18 protein-coding genes are annotated in these 18350 nt (G+C 64.3%); 15 read left to right on the top strand and 3 right to left on the bottom strand.

The window, feature by feature from the left end:
- Positions 1–168: 168 nt before the first annotated feature.
- Entirely contained in the window at positions 169–450 is a 282-nt protein-coding gene (locus tag BLQ85_RS18850) for a BTH_I0359 family protein (RefSeq protein WP_074579237.1), read from the top strand.
- 16 nt (positions 451–466) lie between these two features.
- Here the strand turns inward: BLQ85_RS18850 and BLQ85_RS18845 are convergent, their stop codons facing one another.
- On the bottom strand, positions 467–1579 hold the full coding sequence (locus tag BLQ85_RS18845) for an AbrB family transcriptional regulator (RefSeq protein WP_074579236.1): 1113 nt from the start codon (positions 1577–1579) through the stop codon (positions 467–469).
- Positions 1580–1625: 46 nt separating this feature from the next.
- Between BLQ85_RS18845 and BLQ85_RS18840 the strand changes: the two genes are divergently transcribed.
- Positions 1626–2489, top strand: a complete 864-nt coding sequence (locus BLQ85_RS18840) for a ChaN family lipoprotein (protein WP_074579234.1) — start codon at positions 1626–1628, stop codon at positions 2487–2489.
- Positions 2490–2512: 23 nt separating this feature from the next.
- Here BLQ85_RS18840 and BLQ85_RS18835 read toward each other — a convergent pair whose 3' ends face one another.
- On the bottom strand, positions 2513–3853 hold the full coding sequence (locus tag BLQ85_RS18835; RefSeq protein ID WP_074579232.1) for an omega-aminotransferase AptA: 1341 nt from the start codon (positions 3851–3853) through the stop codon (positions 2513–2515).
- An 89-nt stretch (positions 3854–3942) separates the two neighbouring features.
- Between BLQ85_RS18835 and purU the strand changes: the two genes are divergently transcribed.
- The 9 genes from purU (at position 3943) to BLQ85_RS18790 (ending at position 13018) form a co-directional block, all read left to right on the top strand.
- Positions 3943–4791: a formyltetrahydrofolate deformylase gene (gene purU / locus BLQ85_RS18830; protein ID WP_074579230.1), complete on the top strand. Its 849-nt coding sequence runs from the start codon at positions 3943–3945 to the stop codon at positions 4789–4791.
- Positions 4792–4796: 5 nt separating this feature from the next.
- Positions 4797–5696 carry a LysR substrate-binding domain-containing protein gene (locus BLQ85_RS18825; RefSeq protein ID WP_074579228.1) on the top strand — a complete coding sequence of 300 codons (900 nt, stop codon included), beginning with the start codon at positions 4797–4799 and terminating at the stop codon, positions 5694–5696.
- Positions 5697–5968: 272 nt separating this feature from the next.
- Positions 5969–6751, top strand: coding sequence for a carbonic anhydrase family protein (locus tag BLQ85_RS18820; protein WP_175456152.1), 783 nt, complete (start codon positions 5969–5971; stop codon positions 6749–6751).
- Positions 6752–6944: 193 nt separating this feature from the next.
- Positions 6945–7613: a DUF2846 domain-containing protein gene (locus tag BLQ85_RS18815; protein ID WP_083336915.1), complete on the top strand. Its 669-nt coding sequence runs from the start codon at positions 6945–6947 to the stop codon at positions 7611–7613.
- A gap of 39 nt (positions 7614–7652) precedes the next feature.
- The gene (locus tag BLQ85_RS18810; RefSeq protein WP_074579226.1) at positions 7653–8867 is read left to right on the top strand and encodes a S1C family serine protease; all 1215 of its coding nucleotides are present in this window, start codon (positions 7653–7655) and stop codon (positions 8865–8867) included.
- Between the two features lie 192 nt (positions 8868–9059).
- A complete protein-coding gene (locus BLQ85_RS18805) occupies positions 9060–10562 on the top strand; it encodes an FAD-linked oxidase C-terminal domain-containing protein (protein WP_074579224.1) in 1503 nt (500 codons plus the stop codon).
- 190 nt (positions 10563–10752) lie between these two features.
- Positions 10753–11916, top strand: coding sequence for a serine hydrolase domain-containing protein (locus BLQ85_RS18800; protein WP_074579222.1), 1164 nt, complete (start codon positions 10753–10755; stop codon positions 11914–11916).
- A 12-nt stretch (positions 11917–11928) separates the two neighbouring features.
- Entirely contained in the window at positions 11929–12300 is a 372-nt protein-coding gene (locus BLQ85_RS18795) for a CidA/LrgA family protein (protein ID WP_074579221.1), read from the top strand.
- Positions 12293–13018, top strand: coding sequence for an LrgB family protein (locus tag BLQ85_RS18790; protein ID WP_074579219.1), 726 nt, complete (start codon positions 12293–12295; stop codon positions 13016–13018). The genes BLQ85_RS18795 and BLQ85_RS18790 overlap by 8 nt, the downstream gene beginning before the upstream one ends.
- Before the next feature lie 105 nt (positions 13019–13123).
- On the opposite strand, the gene BLQ85_RS18785 is transcribed toward BLQ85_RS18790, so the two are convergent.
- Positions 13124–13675, bottom strand: coding sequence for a bactofilin family protein (locus BLQ85_RS18785; RefSeq protein WP_074579217.1), 552 nt, complete (start codon positions 13673–13675; stop codon positions 13124–13126).
- A 132-nt stretch (positions 13676–13807) separates the two neighbouring features.
- Here BLQ85_RS18785 and BLQ85_RS18780 point away from each other — a divergent pair, with 132 nt between their 5' ends.
- The 4 genes from BLQ85_RS18780 to BLQ85_RS18765 all read left to right on the top strand — a co-directional run bounded on the left by BLQ85_RS18780 (position 13808) and on the right by BLQ85_RS18765 (position 17856).
- Positions 13808–14398: a methylated-DNA--[protein]-cysteine S-methyltransferase gene (locus BLQ85_RS18780; RefSeq protein WP_254806483.1), complete on the top strand. Its 591-nt coding sequence runs from the start codon at positions 13808–13810 to the stop codon at positions 14396–14398.
- A gap of 31 nt (positions 14399–14429) precedes the next feature.
- The gene (locus BLQ85_RS18775; RefSeq protein ID WP_074579216.1) at positions 14430–15140 is read left to right on the top strand and encodes a glutathione S-transferase family protein; all 711 of its coding nucleotides are present in this window, start codon (positions 14430–14432) and stop codon (positions 15138–15140) included.
- 128 nt (positions 15141–15268) lie between these two features.
- Positions 15269–17377 (top strand): elongation factor G, encoded by a 2109-nt coding sequence (gene fusA, locus BLQ85_RS18770; protein ID WP_074579457.1) that lies wholly within the window; start codon positions 15269–15271, stop codon positions 17375–17377.
- Between the two features lie 113 nt (positions 17378–17490).
- Positions 17491–17856, top strand: a complete 366-nt coding sequence (locus BLQ85_RS18765) for an SPW repeat protein (RefSeq protein ID WP_074579214.1) — start codon at positions 17491–17493, stop codon at positions 17854–17856.
- Positions 17857–18350: the final 494 nt, after the last annotated feature.

Here is an 18350-nt window from a genome sequence, read left to right as displayed (position 1 = left end):
GTCCCGCCCTGGCCGCGCTGAACCGCGTTGCGATTGCCGCACGCCTGCGCGGGCTTTATGTGCGGTTTCACACGATGTCGCGCGTCTTTACCGAACTCTTGCATGCCGGATGGTGCGGACTCTTGAACTTGGCCTCATCGTAGCTATCTGACGAGAAAGGACTTCACCATGCAAATGCTTTACGACTCCGACTCCTTTGCCGTGCTGCAGATTCACGCGAACGCGCCGGAAGAATCCGCACCCGCGCCCGCCGTTCCCCAACTGGCCCGCCACGGCTTTGAAATCGTGGACAAGCGCTCGGGCAAAGAGGTCTACCTGGACGGCTCCTGGGCCGAAATGTTCCAGCAACGTTTGAGCGCATGGGCACAGAACACGCCCACGCAGGAAGAAATCGAAGATACGCTGGAGGGCTACAGCGGGCTCGCAAACACCCCCATGTCGATGCACTAGCCCCCCCCACGGCCGCTCACTCGGCCGGCGGGATTTCAGTTTGCGCTGCCAGGCGCTTCTCGTAAATCCACCGGTACATGGGCTCGGCCAGCAGCAGCACAGCCGCCAGCCTGGTGACGTGAAAGGCCGTGACCACCGGCACACCCAGCTGCAAAACCTTGGCCGTGATGGCCATCTCGGCGATTCCGCCGGGTGAGGTGCCCAGCAACAGCGTGGCCCAGTGCTGGCTGGTGAACTGGGCCAGAGACCACGCAAACCCCGCGCACAGCGCGATCATTCCCACCGTGGCCAGCGCCACTGAACCCAGCCAGCGCGGCGCCATGTGCACAAAGCCGCTGGTAAAACGCACGCCCAGGCTGATGCCTATAACCAGCTGCGCGGCATTGGTCATCCACTGCGGCAGGGCTGAGAGCGTGAAGCCAAAAGCCGTCAGCAGCAGCGACACCACCAGGGCGCCTATGAACCAGGGGTTGGTGCGCTCCAGCTTGAGCATGGCCCAACAGCCCATGCCGGTCAGCACGGCCAGCAGGGCCAGGCCTGGCCACTGCACCACACGCGCGCCCGGCAGGGTGGCGTCCAGCCCGTGCAGGCCCGCCCACTGGAAACCAAAGGGAATGACCAGCGTGACCAGCAGCACGCGCAGGCTGTGCGCCGAGGCCACCAGGTCAGTCTGCGCGCCGTGGCGCTCGGCCATCAGCGTCATTTCCGAGGCTGCCCCTATGGGGGCGGCAAAGTAGGTCGTGATGCGCGACAGGCCTTTCACCTGGAACGGCCCGGGCCCATGGTGCACCCGGTAAAGCCAGGCCCCGAAAGCCAACCCCAGGGCCAGTGCCCAGACGATGTTCAGCGCAATCGCCCACCACAGGCCGGCGAGCAGGGTGACGACCTGCGGCGTGAAGTAAAGCCCCAGCGCGCAGCCAATCACCCATTGCCCGGTGTTGCGCAGCGGCGTCCAGCTGGCCGTCGGGCCGCCCAGCATGGAGGCCACGGCGGTCGCCAGCAGCGGGCCAATCATCCACGGCAAAGGCGTGCGCAGCCAGACGCACAGGGAGGCGGCGGTCCAGGCCATGAGCAGCGTCAGGACGACACGTGCGGAAAAGACGCGGGCAGGGAGGGGAAAAGACAGCATGGCTTAGGGCGCGGCCGACAAAAACCGGCTGGAGTAGTATCCAACGATGCCTTATTTTGCCGCCCCTCGTCCTTTGGCATGGCTGCTGTGCACGGTCGCGATGGCCCTGGCCGCCGGCTGCGCGGGCCGGCCCGAGGCGCCCATCCTGCAGCCGCCCGGCGCTGAAAGCGCGCAAACCTCGGCCCGGCTGGAAGCCGTGCTTCCGGCGCAGGTACTGATCCTCGGCGAGCAGCATGATGCGGCCGAACACCAGCAAATCCAGCAGCAGGTCGTCGCCCTGCTCGCGGCGCGCGGCACGCTGGCTGCGCTGGCACTGGAAATGGCCGACACCGGCACCAGCACCTCGGCGCTCAAACCCAGCGCTACCGAGCAGCAGGTGCGCAACGCGCTGGCCTGGAACGACAAGGGCTGGCCCTGGGCCGCCTACGGCCCCGCCGTGATGACGGCCGTGCGGGCCGGCGTGCCGGTGCTGGGCGCCAACCTGCCGCGCGCGCTGATGCCGGCCCGCATGGCCGACAGCCGGCTCGACCTGCAGCTGCCAGGCCCGGCCCTGAAGGCGCAGCAGCAATTGATGCGCACCGGCCACTGCAACCTGCTGCCCGAGAGCCAGGTCACGCCCATGGCGCGCCTGCAGATCGCCAAGGACATCACCATGGCCAACACTCTGGCCCAGGCCGCCTTGCCGGGAAAAACCGTGCTGCTGCTGGCCGGCAGCGGCCATGCGGATCGCCAGCTGGGCGTGCCGCAGCACCTGCCTGCGGATGTGAAGGCCAAGGCCGTTCGCCTGCGCGCCGGCGGCGCCGCGGCCAGCGACCAGGCTGAGGCTTTCGATGCGGTGTGGGAAACGCCCGCGCTGCCCGAAAAGGACTACTGCGAAGGCCTGGACAAAAAGATGGCGCCCAAGCCCTGAGCGCCAGGCATCGCTGACACGCCTCAGGCGTATTTACGGATCGCGTCGGCCACCACATTGACGATGCGGTCTATGTGCGCTTTCTCGACGATGTAGGGCGGGCAGACCACGATGTTGTCGGCCGCCGGCCGCACCAGCACGCCGTGGTGGAAGCACTCCATGAAGACGTCGTAAGCACGCTTGCCGGGCGCGCCGGCCACGGGCGCCAGTTCCACCGCGCCGGCCAGGCCCAGGGCGCGGATGCCGATCACATTGGGCAGGCCCTTGAGGCCGCTGTGCATGGCATCGCCCAGCACCTTGCCCATCTGGCCCGCGCGCTCATAAAGCTTTTCTTCCTTGAACAAACTGAGCGTCGCGATCGCCGCCGCGCAAGCCACCGGGTGGCCCGAATAGGTGTAGCCGTGGAAAAACTCGATGGCATGCTCGGGCGCGCCGCTGTTGGCATTCATCATGCCGTCGTAAATGCGGTCCGAGCAGATCACGCCGCCCAGCGGGATCACGCCGTTGGTCACGCACTTGGCGAAGTTCAGCATGTCGGGCACCACGCCATAGTAGTCGGCGCCGAAGCCCGTGCCCAGGCGGCCGAAGCCGGTGATGACCTCATCAAAAATCAGCAGGATGCCGTGCTTGTCGCAGATCTCGCGCAGGCGCTTGAGGTAACCCCTGGGCGGCAGGTACCAGCCGGCGCTGCCGGCCACCGGCTCGACGATGACGGCGGCCACATTGCTCGGGTCATGCAGCGGCAGGATGCGGTTTTCGAGTTCCAGCAACAGGTCTTCTTCCCACACAGGTTCGGCGCCGTTGATGTAGGCGTGCTTGACCGGGTCGTGGATGAAGCGCATGTGGTCCACGCGCGGCAGCAGCGCGGCGCCGTAGACCTTGCGGTTGGCCGGAATGCCGCCCACGCTCATGCCGCCGAAACCGACGCCGTGGTAGCCCTTCTCGCGGCCTATGAAGATGTTGCGGTGGCCCTCGCCGCGCGCCCGGTGGTAGGCCAGCGCGACTTTCAGCGAGGTGTCGGCCGCCTCCGAGCCCGAGTTGCAGAACAGCACCTTGTTGAGGTCGCCGGGCGCCATGCCCGCGATGACTTCGGCGGCCTTGAAGGCCTGGTCGTTGCTGGCCTGGAAGGCGGTTGCGTAGTCCAGCGTGTCCAGCTGCTTCTTGATGGCGTCGTTGATGGGCTTGCGGTTGTGGCCGGCGCCCACGCACCACAGGCTGGAAATGCCGTCTATGACCTGCCGGCCGTCGTGCGTGGTGAAGTGCATGCCGTCGGCGGCCACGAACACACGCGGGTCCTTCTTGAAGCTGCGGTTGGGCGTGAAGGGGAGCCAGTGGTGCTCCATGTTGAAATCCTGATAGGCCATGGCGTGTTTCCTGCGTCTGAAAAGGGGGTGTCCTGGCATTCTGGCACTTCCGGGCGGACGCCGGCCTCACCTGCGACAATTCATCCCCTATGAATCACGCTTATATCCTCACCCTGTCCTGCCCGGACCGTATGGGCATCGTTCATGCCGTGTCCGGCTTCCTGCTGGACAACGGCGGCAATATCGAAGAAGCCGCGCAATACAACGACCACGACACGGGCCTGTTCTTCATGCGGGTGCAGTTCGCCTGCGACAAGCTGGGCCACGAGGAACTCTCCAGCCGGCTCAAAGCCTTTGCCCAGCCCTTTGGCATGAACTGGAAGCTGCATGCCACCACCCAGCCCATGCGCACCGTCATCATGGTGAGCAAGGAAGGCCACTGCCTCAACGATCTGCTGTTTCGCTGCAAATCGGGCCTCTTGCCGGTCGACGTGCGCGCCATCGTCTCCAACCACCGCGAGTTCTACCAGCTGGCGGCCAGCTACAACATCCCCTTCCACCACATCCCGGTCACCGCGGCCACCAAGGCCCAGGCCGAGGCGAAGCAGCTGGAGATCATCGAGTCCGAAGGCGCTGAACTCGTGGTGCTGGCGCGCTACATGCAGGTGCTCTCCAACGAGCTGTGCCAGAAGCTCTCGGGCCGCGCCATCAACATCCACCACTCCTTCCTGCCCAGCTTCAAGGGCGCCAAGCCTTACTACCAGGCGCACGACCGCGGCGTGAAGCTGATAGGCGCGACCGCCCACTATGTGACGGCCGACCTCGACGAAGGCCCCATCATCGAGCAGGACGTGGCGCGCGCCGACCACAGCAAGACCGTGGAAGACCTGACCGCCATGGGCCGCGACACCGAAAGCCAGGTGCTGGCCCGCGCCGTCAAGTGGCACAGCGAGCACCGCGTGCTGCTCAACGGCCACAAGACGGTCATCTTTAAATAAACACCATGGCCACGCCGGCGCGCATTCCTCCGATCCAATGCCTGCTGACCTTCGAGGCGCTGGCGCGGCTGCGCAGCGTGACGCAGGCGGCCGAGGAGTTGTGCGTCACGCCCAGCGCGGTCAGCCACCGCGTCAAACAGCTCGAGCAGATCATAGGCACCAAGCTGTTCGGGCGCGCCGATTTTTCGCTGACCACCGAGGGCAGCGAATACCTTGCCCATGTGCGCGAAGGCCTGGCCACCTTGCAAAAATTTCCGGGTGCCGCCGGCCAAAGCAGCACGCCCGGCAAGCGCAAGCTGCGCCTGGCGGTCACGCCGACCTTTGCGCGCTCCATCCTGATTCCGCGGCTGCGCCAGTTCACCGACGCCTATCCCGAAATCGACCTGACCCTGCAGGTGTCGATTCCGCTGCTGGACGTGGTGGCCGAGGATGCCGACCTGATCGTGCGCTTCGGCACCGGCCGCTACGCGGACCTCGAACACGTCTGCCTGAGCAAGGACGAGGTCGCGCCGCTGGCCTCGCCCGCCTTTGTGCGTGAGCACGGCCCTTTTGAAGCGGCCGAAGACCTGGAAGGCGAAAGCCTGCTGCGTTCGCCGCTGGAGCCCTGGCGCACCTGGTTCGCCGCCCATAAACTCGATTGGCCCGAGCCCGCCGACGGCTCCCAGTTCAACGACATAGGCCTGATGTGCGACGCCGCCGCGGCCGGCATGGGCATCGCGCTGATACGCCTCAAGCTGGGCGCGCCCTGGCTGGAGAACGGCTCGCTGGTGCGCCTGGGCAGCAACGCGGTGTTTGCCGGCAATGTCCCCAGCCCGCATGCGCACTACCTGTGCTGGCGCACCGGCACCATGGACCGCTGGGAATGCGCGGCTTTTGCCGACTGGCTGCGCAAAAGCCTGGGTTAGGGCCCCAAAAGCGTGTGAATAAGAACGCCTCTACCCGGCGTGCAAAGCCTTAACGAGCGCTCACCCTGCCGGGGCTTTGCACCCTGTTCAAGGCCTTTTTGACTTGTAGCGCATTTTGCGTACGCCGATAGCGTTAACGGATCTCATGCGTCCGACAAGTGGTTTTGCGCCCATACCGGCTCATGCCTATGATGGGCTGACCATGGCACCGTACGAGGACCCGGCCAGCGGCACATGGTAAAAAATCAACTTGTTCAACGAGGGAAAGTCTCATGAGAAAAAATCAATTAGCCGCCGGCCTGGCCGGCATCATGCTCTCCATGCTCGCCATTTCACCCCTGGCTCACGCCGAGGGCAAAGCGGCCGGCAAATCCGTCAAACCCGGCACCTTCTGCACCATCCAGGACGCCAAGGCCTGCCAGGACGCTGTGACGCCCGCGCAAATCCTGTCGCGCTTCAAGGCCGGCAATGCGCGCTTTGTCTCCGGCAAGCCGCGCCACCAGAACTACCTCAAGGAAATGAAGGCGACGGCCGACGGCCAGTTCCCGCTGGCCAGCGTGGTGTCCTGCATAGACTCGCGCGCGCCGGCCGAAATCGTGTTCGACCAGGGCATAGGCGACCTTTTCAATGCGCGCGTGGCCGGCAACATCGTCAATGAAGACATCCTGGGCAGCCTGGAATTCGCGCACAAGGTCGTGGGCGCCAAGCTGCTGGTGGTGATGGGCCACACCAGCTGCGGTGCCATCAAGGGCGCGTGTGACGACGCCCAGCTGGGCAACCTGACCGGCCTGATCGGCAAGATCAAACCGGCCGCCAACCTGGTCTCCGCCGACATCAAGGACCGCACGTCCAAAAACTACGCTTTTGTCGAGATGGTGGCCGAGAGCAATGTGCGCCTCACGGTGGAGACCATCCGCGAGAAGAGCCCCATCCTGCGCGAGATGGAGCAAAAGGGCGAGATCATGATCGTGGGCGCCATGTACGACGTGAAGACCGGCAAGGTCAAGTTCTATGACACGCCGGGCGCCAGCAAGGCCCCGGGCACGAAGTCCTGAGAACCTCTTGAAGGGCTGAACGGGTTCCTGGCCCAGCGCCGGTTCACCGTCGCCTTGACGCTGCAGGCGCCCATCCCGCTGCCCGGCGCAGCCGGCATGGGCGGGGCGTTGGATCGCCTCAAGCTGAGGCACTTCACAGCCGTAACTGAATGTTAGACTCGCGCGATTCCAACAAATAGGCCGGGGGGAATTGATGCGGATTTTTCGACTGCTTGTCATTGCTGTCGCCATTTTTCTGACCGGCTGTGCGGCCACTGGCCCCCGTTATGCCGAAGTCGAAGCCAGCTTCCCTACCCTGCGTCCGGGTGACGGGCGTCTGGTGGTCTACCGCTCAGGCGGTCTCGGGCCGGTAGTCCAGCCGGACATCAAACTCAATGGCGAAGTTGTCGGCAAGTCTCAACCCGACGGTTTTTTCTTTGTTGACCGCGCGGCAGGCAAATACACGGTCAGTGCCCGCACTGAAATCGAGACGAGCCTGGACGTTGACCTGGAGGACGGTCGCACGACCTATGTGCAGACCGGCATCACGATGGGCCTCTTTGTGGGTCACCCCGTTTTCGGCCTTCAAAGCGAAAGCATGGCCGTAAAACACCTGCCTCACCTGGCTTATACCGGCGCAATTCCGCTCACGCCCGGCGCACCGCGCGCCCTTGCCGCAAACGACACCACAGCGCGCAGCACCAATGAACGAAGCCGCGCACCCGGTCCCGTGACGCTCGACGACCTCAACGGCCTGTTGCCAGTCGCACCGCGCCCCAGTGCCGTGAACGACACCGCAGGTCGCAGCACCCAAGAACGAAACCGCGCATCCGGCCCAGCGACGCTCGACGACCTGAGCGGCCTGTTACCTCCAGCACGATAAACCGAACGCTCAATAAGGCGCACAGTGATATTTCAATCCATGTTTCGCGGCATAGGCCTGTTTCTGGTTGGCTGCAATGTCCTTGCCCAAAATGCAACACCGAGCGCGGAACAGCTCTTTGAGCGCCTGTCACCCAGTATCTGGGTCGTCAAGACCTTTGATGATGCGGGAAGGCCGATCGCTTCAGGCAGCGCGGTTGTCATTCGAGCCGGCTCGCTCATCACCAATTGCCATGTGCTGGCCAAGGCGCGCAAGGTTTCGGTGACACGCGACAACGTCGCTTACGGCGCCAGCCTCGAACACGCGGACACCGCGCGCGACCTGTGCCAGCTCAAGGTGGCCAATTTCAACGCGCCGCCGGTCACCATAGCCTCCACGGGGACGCCGAAAATCGGCGCCCGGGTCTATGCCATCGGCAATCCGCGCGGGCTGGAAATGACGATCAGCGATGGTCTTCTGTCCGGCATCCGCCGTGCCGACAACGATGAGTTCGTCGCGCTGCAAATCACGGTTCCCATTTCGCCGGGTTCCAGCGGCGGTGGCCTTTTCGACGCGCAAGGCCGTCTGATTGGCATCACCACCTTTATCTTGCGCGATGCGCAAAACCTGAATTTCGCCGTACCGGCCGCCTGGATTGCCGAGGTACCCGCGCGTTCGGCGGCAGCGCTGGCTGCGCGCAGTGAGCGCAGCAAACCTGCTGCGGCCACCCAGGCAGGAAATGCGCAAGTTTTCGAGTACCGGCTGCGTGATCGAACCACCGGATTGACACAGAACATCAGGTACCGGCTGGACCGCATGGATGGAGACCAACTGATCTTCAACCAGGGAAGCCGGGTGGAGCGGGCCGGCGGCGAGGTTGTCACACTCACCAACGCCATTGCCGGGGAGTATGAGTTGGCCATGCCGCCGGGCGGTTGGATCACCAAGACACCGGAACGCGGGCAGACATGGCAACTCCAGTACGAAACCAAGATGCAAAACCAGCGAATCGGAATGAGCGTCACGGCCCGCGCAGCCGATGAATCGACCATGCGCATTGGCGAGCGCGAGTTTCGCATCATGCGGGTCGAGTTCACCGGGTTTACAGAACGGGGAACTTTTCTCAAGACTAACGCGGTATACGCCGCCAATGCATGGTATGCGCCTGAACTTGGCCGCATAGTGCGATTTGATGCAAAAACGCGCGGCGGAAGCGGCACCAGTTTCTTTCTTGTCGACGAAGCTCTGGAACTGTTCGACATCCGCAAGGAATGACCGAAAGCGAAATGCGGGGCATTGGCATGACGGGCCGCTGAAAAAGAAAAACCTTGGCCGAGAGGCTGAAAAAAACTGGTCCAGCAAGCGTTTTCACAAAACACCCTCATTTTCTTCACGCCACCAGCCCCGGCTTTGCATTAAAGTGCCTTCATCACCGGCGAGAACCGGTTTTCTCCCCGAAGGCCATCCATGAATGCACCCCCTGAAGCCTGGCAACAGCACCCGCTTGAACGCCGTGAACGCCAGGTCCAGGTGGTCGGCGCGCTGCAGGCGGTGCTGCCGGCCCACGCGCTGCTCTGGAACCACGAAGACACCACACCTTACGAATGTGACGGCCTGACCGCCTACCGCCAGCGGCCGCTGGTGGTGGCCCTGCCTGAAACCTATGCGCAGGTGCAGGCCGTGCTCAAGGCCTGCCATGCGCTGGACGTGCCGGTGGTCGCGCGTGGCGCCGGCACCGGGCTTTCCGGCGGCGCCATGCCGCACAAGCTGGGTGTCACGCTGTCGCTGGCCAAGTTCAACAAAATCCTGAAGCTCGACGCCGCCAGCCGCACGGCCGTGGTGCAGGGCGGCGTGCGCAACCTCGCGATCTCCGAGGCGGCCGCGCCGCTGGGCTTGTATTACGCGCCCGACCCTTCCAGTCAGATCGCGTGCACCATAGGCGGCAACGTCGCCGAGAACTCGGGCGGCGTGCACTGCCTCAAGTACGGGCTGACGGTGCACAACGTGCTCAAGGTCAAGGGCTTCACCGTTGAAGGCGAGGAAGTCGAGTTCGGCGGCGAGGCGCTGGACGCCCCCGGCTTCGATTTGCTGAGCGTCATCATCGGCAGCGAAGGCATGCTGGCCGTGACCACCGAGGTCACCGTGAAGCTGGTGCCCAAGCCCCGGCTGGCGCGCTGCATCATGGCCAGCTTTGACGACCTGCGCAAGGCGGGCGACGCCGTGGCCGCGGTGATTGCCGCCGGCATCATCCCCGCCGGGCTGGAAATGATGGACAAGCCCATGACGGCCGCCGTGGAGGATTTTGTGCACGCCGGTTATGACCTCAGCGCCGAAGCGATCTTGCTGTGCGAAAGCGACGGCACACCCGAGGAGGTCGAAGAGGAGATAGGCCGCATGAGCGAGGTACTGCGCCGCTGCGGCGCCACTGCCATCGCGGTCAGCCGCGACGAAGCCGAACGCCTGCGCTTCTGGAGCGGACGCAAGAACGCCTTCCCGGCCTCCGGCCGCATCAGCCCCGACTACATGTGCATGGACTCCACGATTCCGCGCAAGCGCCTGGCCGACATCCTGCTGGCCATCGCGGAGATGGAGAAAAAATACCAGCTGCGCTGCGCCAACGTGTTCCACGCGGGCGACGGCAACCTGCACCCCTTGATCTTGTTCGACGCCAACGACCCCGACCAGCTGCACCGCTGCGAACTCTTCGGCGCCGACATCCTGGAGACCAGCGTCGCCATGGGCGGCACCGTGACGGGCGAGCACGGCGTGGGCGTGGAAAAACTCAACTCCATGTGCGTGCAGTTTTCGGCCGAGGAAAACGAGCAGATGTTCGGCGTCAAGCGCGCCTTCGACAGCAAGGGCCTGCTCAACCCGGGCAAGGTGATCCCCACGCTGAACCGCTGCGCCGAATACGGAAAAATGCTGGTGCGGGCCGGGCAAATCAAGCATCCTGACTTGCCGCGGTTCTAAACAAGGGCCGGGGCACGGCCGGATCGGGATCACGTAGACTGCGCAAAAAACCCGAGGCAAGGTCATGCACACAACACGGTCCAGCGGCGCCAGCACTTCCCTCACCACATCTGGACGGCTTCTTGGCGCCCTCGCAAGCGTCTTGCTTGCATGGCTTCCGCAATCGGGGCTCTGCCAACAAGGTTCTTCATTGCCCAAGCTCGAGCCTTTCGACAAGGCCGTGCTGGAGGTCATGAGGAAACACGACATTCCCGGCGCCAGCCTGGCCGTGGCCAAGGACGGCAGGCTGCTGCTTGCCAAAGGCTACGGTTATGCCGACAAGGACAAACAGGAGGCCATGACGCCGCAAACCCTCACCCGCATGGGCAGCATCAACAAGACCTTGACGGCGGTCATGGTGCTCAAGCTCGCGGAGGACGGGAAACTGAAACTGGACGACCCGGTGCTGCCCCTGTTCGAGAAAGCCGGGATAGCCCCCGCTTCGCCCGCCGACCCGCGCGCGAAAGACATCCGCATCCGCCACCTGCTGCAGCACTCGGGCGGGTTTGACCGGGAGCGTTCGGGCGACCCCTTCTTCCAGCCGCGGCTCAGGGAGATTGCCCGCCGGCAAGGCGTCTCGCCCGTCAGCTGCGACGCCATCATCCGCGACTCGCTGCAGGAGAAACTGGACTTCACGCCCGGCGAGCGCTTCGCCTATTCGAACACCGGCTACTGCATGCTGGGCAGAGTGGTGGAGATCGTCAGCGGCGAGTCCTACCGGGCTTTCAGCAGCCGGGAGTTTCTGCAGCCCGTCATCGGCAAAGGCTTTCAGGCCGCCAGCAGCACCGAAAGCCGGCCCGGCGAGACCAAGTACTACCCATTTCCCGGCGAGCCGCTGCAGCGCGGCGCGCCCGGCGTCTCGAACGCGAACGTGCCCAGCCCCTACGGCTCCTATTCGGTCGAAAACATGGATGCGCTGGGCGCATGGATTGCAACGCCGACGGAGGTCCTGAAATTTTTCCTGGCGATAGACGGCACACGGGGAAAGCGCCTGCTCAATGAAGAGTCCCTGCGGGCCATGCGCAGCGAGCCTGTGTTGTCCAAAGAAGTCAACCCGCGCGCCTTCTACGGGGCGGGCATTCATGTGGTCAGAAGCGACAAGGGCGACAACTGGTGGCACACGGGCAGCCAGCCGGGCCTGCAAACCCTGGCACTCAGGACCCGGCAGGGTTATGCCTGGGTGGTGGCCTTCAATTCCAGGCCCGAGCATGCCGAGCGCCGCGCCTTCTTCAAGGACATAGACCAGGCGCTGTGGGGCGCGGCCAACGCGGTGAAAGAATGGCCGCAAGGAGACCTGTTTGCCAACAAGCCCTAAAGGCCTGACGCGATGACGGCACTGCGCGGATTGGCCTGGTTACTGGTTTTTCAATCGATGGGGGAACTGCTGTCGCGCGGCTTTTCCCTGCCGTTTCCGGGGCCGGTGATAGGCATGGTTTTGCTGCTCTTGGCCCTGCGTTCAGAGCTGGTGCGAGGCCCTGTGTCAGTGTGCGCAGACTTTCTCCTCTCGCACCTTTCGTTACTCTTTGTACCCGTCGGCGTGGGGGTCATGACCCATCTTTCGCTGGTCAGCCAGTACGGCGCGCGCATTTTGCTGGCCGTGTTGGTGTCGACTTTGGCGGGTTTGGCGGTCACCGTGCTGACGCTGCATTTGCTGCGGGACCGCGGCGAAGCGAAGCCGCAGGAGCCGCCAGATGCCTAAATTTGTCGAACTCTGGGTCTACCTGTCGGCCACGCCGCTGTTCGGCCTGACAGCCACGCTGGTGGTGTATGTGCTGGCGCAGGCGCTGTATGCCCGCCTGGGGCAAGCGCCCTGGGCCAACCCGGTGCTCTGGACGGTGGTGTGCCTGGCCGCCACGCTGCTGGCCACCGGCGTGCCCTATCCCACCTATTTCGCGGGCGCGCAGTTCATCCATTTCCTGCTGGGCCCCGCGGTGGTGGCGCTGGCCTGGCCGCTGTGGCTGCGCCGCGAGGAATTGCGCCGGCGCTGGGGCCGGCTGCTGCTGGCCGCACTGGCCGGCGGTATCGCGGCCGGCGGCTCCGCATTGCTGATGGGCTGGGCGCTGGGCCTGCCTTCGGAAGTGACCTTGTCGCTGGTCCCCAAATCGGTCACCGCACCCGTGGCCATGGGTATTGCCGAAAAAATAGGCGGAATCCCCGCGCTAGCGGCCGTGTTCGCGGTGATCACCGGCCTGGTGGGCGCCCTTAGCGGCAAATACCTGTTTGACGCGCTTCGCATCCCGCGCGACGCCTCCGGCTGGGCCGCGCGCGGCTTCGCGCTGGGCACGGTGTCACACGGCCTGGGCGCGGCGCGCGCGCTGCAGATCAATGCCGACGCAGGCGCCTATGCCGGGCTGGCGCTGGGCCTGCAGGTGGTGCTGGCTTCCGCGCTGATACCGCTGGTGTTTCGCTTTTGGTAGGGCGAACGCAAAACGCCGCATCACCTTCCTGTCGCGAACGACGGGAAAGTGATGGGCCGATTCGATGCTGCGGCTGAGCCGCGCTCGCTTGTTGCTTTAAGTCTCCTACACCGCCTGCAGTCCTGGTTTCACAGCGGCCGGCTTGGCAGCGGCCAGCGCGCCAAACAGGATCTCGCCCGAAAGCTGGCCGCCTTCTTCAATCACCAGCTTGCCGTAGCGGATGATGCCCGTGACCTTGCCAGTCGAGTAAATCACCAGCTTCTGGCGCACCGTGAGGTTGCCGTTGAATTCGCCGCGGATTTCCGCGACGTCGATTTCCGCCGAGCCTTTGAAAGCACCCTGCTCGGAGATCTGGATCACGCGCGAATCCATGGTGGCTTCCACCAGGCCTTCGACGACCAGGGTGTCGCAGTCGGTGATCTCCACGCCCTTGAGCTTGATGTTGGGTCCCACTGTGAGCTTGCTGCCGCCTTCCTTGGTGGCGGTGGTGGAAGGCGAGGCTTCGTTCACGGCTTTGGCGGCATTGTTCTGCTGGCCGGACAGCGGGGCCGAATGCAGCGTGCTGGCCGAGCCGGTGTTGCTATAGCCGTTTCCAGGGCTGTTGCGCAGGCCCGTCGGTGTCTCGTTTTCTCGCTTGCCAAAGAACGGTGTTGCCATGTGAGTTCCTTCAAAAAAGAAGGCATGGTACGTCTGCGAAAAATTAAAAGCTTGAGCAGCATGCAAGAGAGGTAACGAAATTAATTCTTACATTCCCCTTCAGATGTCCTGGGAACGGCCCACGCGTGTAGCATGTGGCGCACCATGATTGCCGACAGCGAACCTCACGGCTTCACGCTTTTCGCCACCGCCATAGGGCAGTGCGCGCTGGTGTGGAACGAACACGGCATCGCCGCCGTTCGCCTGCCCGAGCAGACCGAAGGCCGCATGGTGTCGCGACTGCACCGGCAGTTCCCCTTGCTGGAGGCCGCCGCGCCGCCACCCGCCATGCAGCAAGCCATAGACGCCATGGTGGCCCTGTTCGAAGGCGAGGCCCGCGACCTGCGTTTTTGCGTGCTGGACCTGCGCCACGAGACGCCCTTCCACCAGCGCGTGTACGCGGCCGCGCAGGACATCCCGCCGGGCAAGACCAAGACCTATGGGGAAATCGCCGCCCTGCTGGGCGAGCCCGGTGCGTCGCGCGCCGTGGGCCAGGCGCTGGGCCACAATCCTTTTCCCGTCATCGTGCCCTGCCACCGCGTGCTGGCTTCGGGTGCGCGCTCGGGCGGTTTCTCGGCACCCGGCGGCGTGTCCACCAAGCTGCGCATACTGCTGATCGAAGGCGCCGAGATAGGCGGCGCGCCCGGCCTGTTCGACCGCGAGCCGCCGCCTTCCGCGCCCTGATTTTTTCGCCTCACACAAAACACCCACACCCATGGCCTCTACACGCAACTCCGCATCGCCATCCATACGCCTGTACTCGGCCCGCCTCAGCATGTTCGGCGCCAAGGTGCAGATCGCCGCCATCGAAAAAGGCATTACCCTGGAAGTCGTCATGGTGCCTTTCTCGCAGGCCCAGGGCTATTCGCCCAAGGATCCCGAGGTGGTGCGCATCAACCCCAAGAAGCAGGTGCCGGTGCTGGTGCACGGCGACGTGGAGGTCTTCGACTCGACGCAAATCCTGGAATACCTCGAAGACCTCAAGCCCGAGCCGGCGCTGTGGCTCACCGGCATCCACAAGCGCGCGAGGGCCCGCCAGCTGGAGCACCGCTCGGACGAGGTCTACTTTCCGCACGTCATCAAGCTCATGGGCCTGCAGGACAGGCTGGACGACCCGCAGGCCGTCGCGGCGCTGCAGGGCGCGCGGGATTTTTACCGCTACCTCGAAGCGCTGCTGGGCGCGCAGGACTACATGCTTGGGGAGTTTTCCAATGCCGACATCGCTCTCTATATGGCCATGGTGTTCGGCGAGCGCATGAGCGCCCCTCTCACCGCCGAGACGCCGCGGCTGCTGGCCTGGCGAAGCAGGATGAGCGCGCGCGCCTCGGTGCGGCAGGTGCTGCGGCCCATGGCCGAGTACCTGCTGTACGACGGCCATGGCCGGCCTTTGCCTGCCTTTATGGCGGCCATGCTGCACGGCGACTGAGTTTCAGGCCTGGCGGCAGAGGGGCTGCTGCAAATGAGTCATGCAAAACCCGCCGCTTTGGCGCAAACTGGCGAACCCGGTTGCGCCACAACTCCAATATGCGCAGCCGGCAAAAAAAGGAGTTCGCCATGCCCCGCCATACCCCCATAGAGCGCTACCGCAATATCGGCATCAGCGCGCACATCGACGCCGGCAAGACCACCACGACCGAGCGCATCCTGTTTTACACCGGTGTGAACTACAAGATAGGCGAGGTCCATGAGGGCACGGCCACCATGGACTGGATGGAGCAGGAACAGGAGCGCGGCATCACCATCACCTCGGCCGCGACCACGGCCTTCTGGAAAGGCATGGCGGGCAACTATCCCGAGCACCGCATCAACATCATCGACACGCCGGGCCACGTGGACTTCACCATCGAGGTCGAGCGCTCCATGCGCGTGCTCGACGGCGCGGTGATGGTCTACGACGCCGTGGGCGGCGTGCAGCCGCAGTCGGAAACCGTCTGGCGCCAGGCCAACAAGTACAAGGTGCCGCGCCTGGCCTTCGTCAACAAGATGGACCGCGTGGGCGCCGACTTTTTCCGCGTGCAGCGCCAGATCAGCGAGCGCCTCAAGGGCGTGGCCGTGCCGGTGCAGATCCCGGTGGGCGCGGAAGAGCATTTCCAGGGCGTGGTCGACCTCGTCAAGATGAAAGCCATCATCTGGGACGACACCAGCCAGGGCGTGCACTTCGAGTACGGCGACATCCCGGCGGAACTGCTGGAAACCGCCAACGAATGGCGCACCAAGATGATCGAGGCGGCTGCCGAAGCCAATGACGACCTTCTGAACAAATACCTGGCGGGCGAGCCCCTGAGCGAGGACGAGATCAAACAAGGCCTGCGCCAGCGCACCATCGCCAACGAGATCGTGCCCATGCTCTGCGGCAGCGCCTTCAAGAACAAGGGCGTGCAGGCCATGCTGGACGCGGTGATCGACTACATGCCCTCGCCGGCCGACGTTCCCGCCATCCTGGGCCACACCGAGGATGACGTGGGCGAGGCCGAGCGCCACCCGAACGACGACGAGCCCTTCTCGGCGCTGGCCTTCAAGATCATGACCGACCCTTACGTCGGGCAGCTGATTTTCTTTCGTGTGTATTCGGGCGTGGTCAAAGCCGGCGATACGGTCTACAACCCCGTCAAGGGCAAGCGCGAGCGCCTGGGCCGCATCCTGCAAATGCACGCCAATGAACGCAACGAGGTCAAGGAAGTGCGCGCCGGCGACATCGCCGCCGCCGTGGGCCTGAAGGACGCGACCACCGGCGACACGCTGTGCGACCCGGCCCACGTCATCATCCTCGAGAAGATGGTGTTCCCCGAGCCGGTGATCTCGCAGGCCGTGGAGCCCAAGACCCAGGCCGACCAGGAAAAGATGGGCATCGCGCTGAACCGCCTGGCACAGGAAGACCCTTCGTTCCGCGTGCACACCGACGAGGAGTCGGGCCAGACCATCATCTCGGGCATGGGCGAGCTGCACCTGGAAATCCTGGTGGACCGCATGAAGCGCGAGTTCGGCGTCGAGGCCAATGTCGGCAAGCCGCAGGTCGCCTACCGCGAAACCATCAGGCAGGCGGTGAACGACGTCGAAGGCAAATTCATCAAGCAGTCGGGCGGGCGCGGGCAGTACGGCCATGCGGTGCTCAACCTGGAGCCCCAGCCCTCGGGCAAGGGTTATGAGTTCGTCGATGCCATCAAGGGCGGTGTGATCCCGCGCGAATACATTCCCGCCGTCAACAAGGGCATCCAGGAAACGCTCAAGGCCGGCGTGCTGGCAGGTTACCCGGTGGTGGACGTGAAGGCCACGCTGGTGTTCGGTTCCTACCATGACGTGGACTCCAACGAAAACGCCTTCCGCATGGCCGGCTCGCTGGCCTTCAAGGAGGCCATGCGCCGCGCCAAACCGGTGCTGCTGGAGCCCGTGATGGCGGTGGAGGTGGAAACGCCCGAGGACTTCATGGGCAATGTGATGGGCGACCTCTCGTCGCGGCGCGGCATGGTGCAGGGCATGGAAGACATCGCGGGCGGCGGCGGCAAGCTGGTGCGCGCCGAGGTGCCGCTGTCGGAAATGTTCGGCTACTCCACCACCCTGCGCTCGCTGACCCAGGGCCGCGCGACCTACACCATGGAGTTCAAGCGCTACGCCGAAACCACACCCGACGTGGCCGCGGCCATCATGCGCGGCAAGGGTGGCTGAGGAAGCGCCCGAAACCGAAAGACATCTCCGTCCTCAGGGTCTGCCAGCCTTTATTGCGTATTTCCGCCGGAGTTCTACACTGAAATTCCCTTGGCTTTACTACGGAGGTTGTCATGGATACCCTCAATCGTTGGCAAGACAGGCTGGAGATTTTCGCGGGGCTCTGGCTGTGCATCGCGCCCTGGGCGCTGGCGCTGCCCGCGGCGGCGGCATGGTGCTCGGTGGTCGTGGGCATTTCCGTCATCGTCCTGGCATCGCAAGACCTCTTCCTGCCCAACCACATGGACGACTGGGCCAACGTCCTGCTAGGCGTGGGCCTGATGATCTCGCCCTGGGTCTGGGGCTACAGCGGGCACGACAACGCCCTGCTCAATGCGCTGCTCATGGGCCTGGTAGTGACACTGACCTCGGGCTGGGCCCTGGAGCAGGTGCTTTATGACAAGTTCAAGGTCTGGAGATCGCATCATCACGCGCATTGAGGCCTGTGCGGCGCAGGCCTTGCGCCGGCTCGGGCGTTAGTGGTCTTTGCTAAGGCTTGCTGGCCGGGTCTCGCCCCGGCGGGCGACTTACTTTCTTTTGCTTCGCCAAAAGAACGTAAGCAAAGAAAAGGCGACCCGCAGTCTGGGTCCCTTCGCTGCGCTACGGGCAACCTGCGGTGCTCGAGCCAAGCGGGGTCCGGCTAAACTCGCCTTCGGCTCAGACAACGCCGGCCCTGATCCGCTTGTCTCTGCGCTCCTCGGCCCAGCCAGGACGGGGCAATCGGGAGCGGGGACAGAAGACAAAGAAACCAAATACAAACAAGGACACGCCAAGGCGTGTCCTTGTGGATTTCGGTGTTTGGCTGTTTGGTATTCCTGTCCCCACCCCTTGTGTATGCGCCGAGGAGCGGAGGTCCAGACGGATCAGGGCTGGCGTTGTCTGAGCGAAGCGCAGCGCAGCGAGTTTAGCCAGACCCCGGCTGGACCGAGCACCG

It is taken from the genome of Polaromonas sp. JS666, assembly GCF_900103405.1.
Lineage (GTDB): Bacteria > Pseudomonadota > Gammaproteobacteria > Burkholderiales > Burkholderiaceae_C > Polaromonas.
Note: the sequence above shows the minus strand (reverse complement) of the source record. Positions and strands in the feature narration are given on the sequence as shown.

Excerpts from the sequence above, each read along its gene's own strand:
- BLQ85_RS18850 (WP_074579237.1), top strand. The coding sequence starts at position 169 with ATGCAAATGCTTTACGACTCCGACTCCTTTGCCGTGCTGCAGATTCAC.
- BLQ85_RS18845 (WP_074579236.1), bottom strand. The coding sequence starts at position 1,579 with ATGCTGTCTTTTCCCCTCCCTGCCCGCGTCTTTTCCGCACGTGTCGTC.
- BLQ85_RS18840 (WP_074579234.1), top strand. The coding sequence starts at position 1,626 with ATGCCTTATTTTGCCGCCCCTCGTCCTTTGGCATGGCTGCTGTGCACG.
- BLQ85_RS18835 (WP_074579232.1), bottom strand. The coding sequence starts at position 3,853 with ATGGCCTATCAGGATTTCAACATGGAGCACCACTGGCTCCCCTTCACG.
- purU (WP_074579230.1), top strand. The coding sequence starts at position 3,943 with ATGAATCACGCTTATATCCTCACCCTGTCCTGCCCGGACCGTATGGGC.
- BLQ85_RS18825 (WP_074579228.1), top strand. The coding sequence starts at position 4,797 with ATGGCCACGCCGGCGCGCATTCCTCCGATCCAATGCCTGCTGACCTTC.
- BLQ85_RS18820 (WP_175456152.1), top strand. The coding sequence starts at position 5,969 with ATGAGAAAAAATCAATTAGCCGCCGGCCTGGCCGGCATCATGCTCTCC.
- BLQ85_RS18815 (WP_083336915.1), top strand. The coding sequence starts at position 6,945 with ATGCGGATTTTTCGACTGCTTGTCATTGCTGTCGCCATTTTTCTGACC.
- BLQ85_RS18810 (WP_074579226.1), top strand. The coding sequence starts at position 7,653 with ATGTTTCGCGGCATAGGCCTGTTTCTGGTTGGCTGCAATGTCCTTGCC.
- BLQ85_RS18805 (WP_074579224.1), top strand. The coding sequence starts at position 9,060 with ATGAATGCACCCCCTGAAGCCTGGCAACAGCACCCGCTTGAACGCCGT.
- BLQ85_RS18795 (WP_074579221.1), top strand. The coding sequence starts at position 11,929 with ATGACGGCACTGCGCGGATTGGCCTGGTTACTGGTTTTTCAATCGATG.
- BLQ85_RS18790 (WP_074579219.1), top strand. The coding sequence starts at position 12,293 with ATGCCTAAATTTGTCGAACTCTGGGTCTACCTGTCGGCCACGCCGCTG.
- BLQ85_RS18785 (WP_074579217.1), bottom strand. The coding sequence starts at position 13,675 with ATGGCAACACCGTTCTTTGGCAAGCGAGAAAACGAGACACCGACGGGC.
- BLQ85_RS18780 (WP_254806483.1), top strand. The coding sequence starts at position 13,808 with ATGTGGCGCACCATGATTGCCGACAGCGAACCTCACGGCTTCACGCTT.
- BLQ85_RS18775 (WP_074579216.1), top strand. The coding sequence starts at position 14,430 with ATGGCCTCTACACGCAACTCCGCATCGCCATCCATACGCCTGTACTCG.
- fusA (WP_074579457.1), top strand. The coding sequence starts at position 15,269 with ATGCCCCGCCATACCCCCATAGAGCGCTACCGCAATATCGGCATCAGC.
- BLQ85_RS18765 (WP_074579214.1), top strand. The coding sequence starts at position 17,491 with ATGGATACCCTCAATCGTTGGCAAGACAGGCTGGAGATTTTCGCGGGG.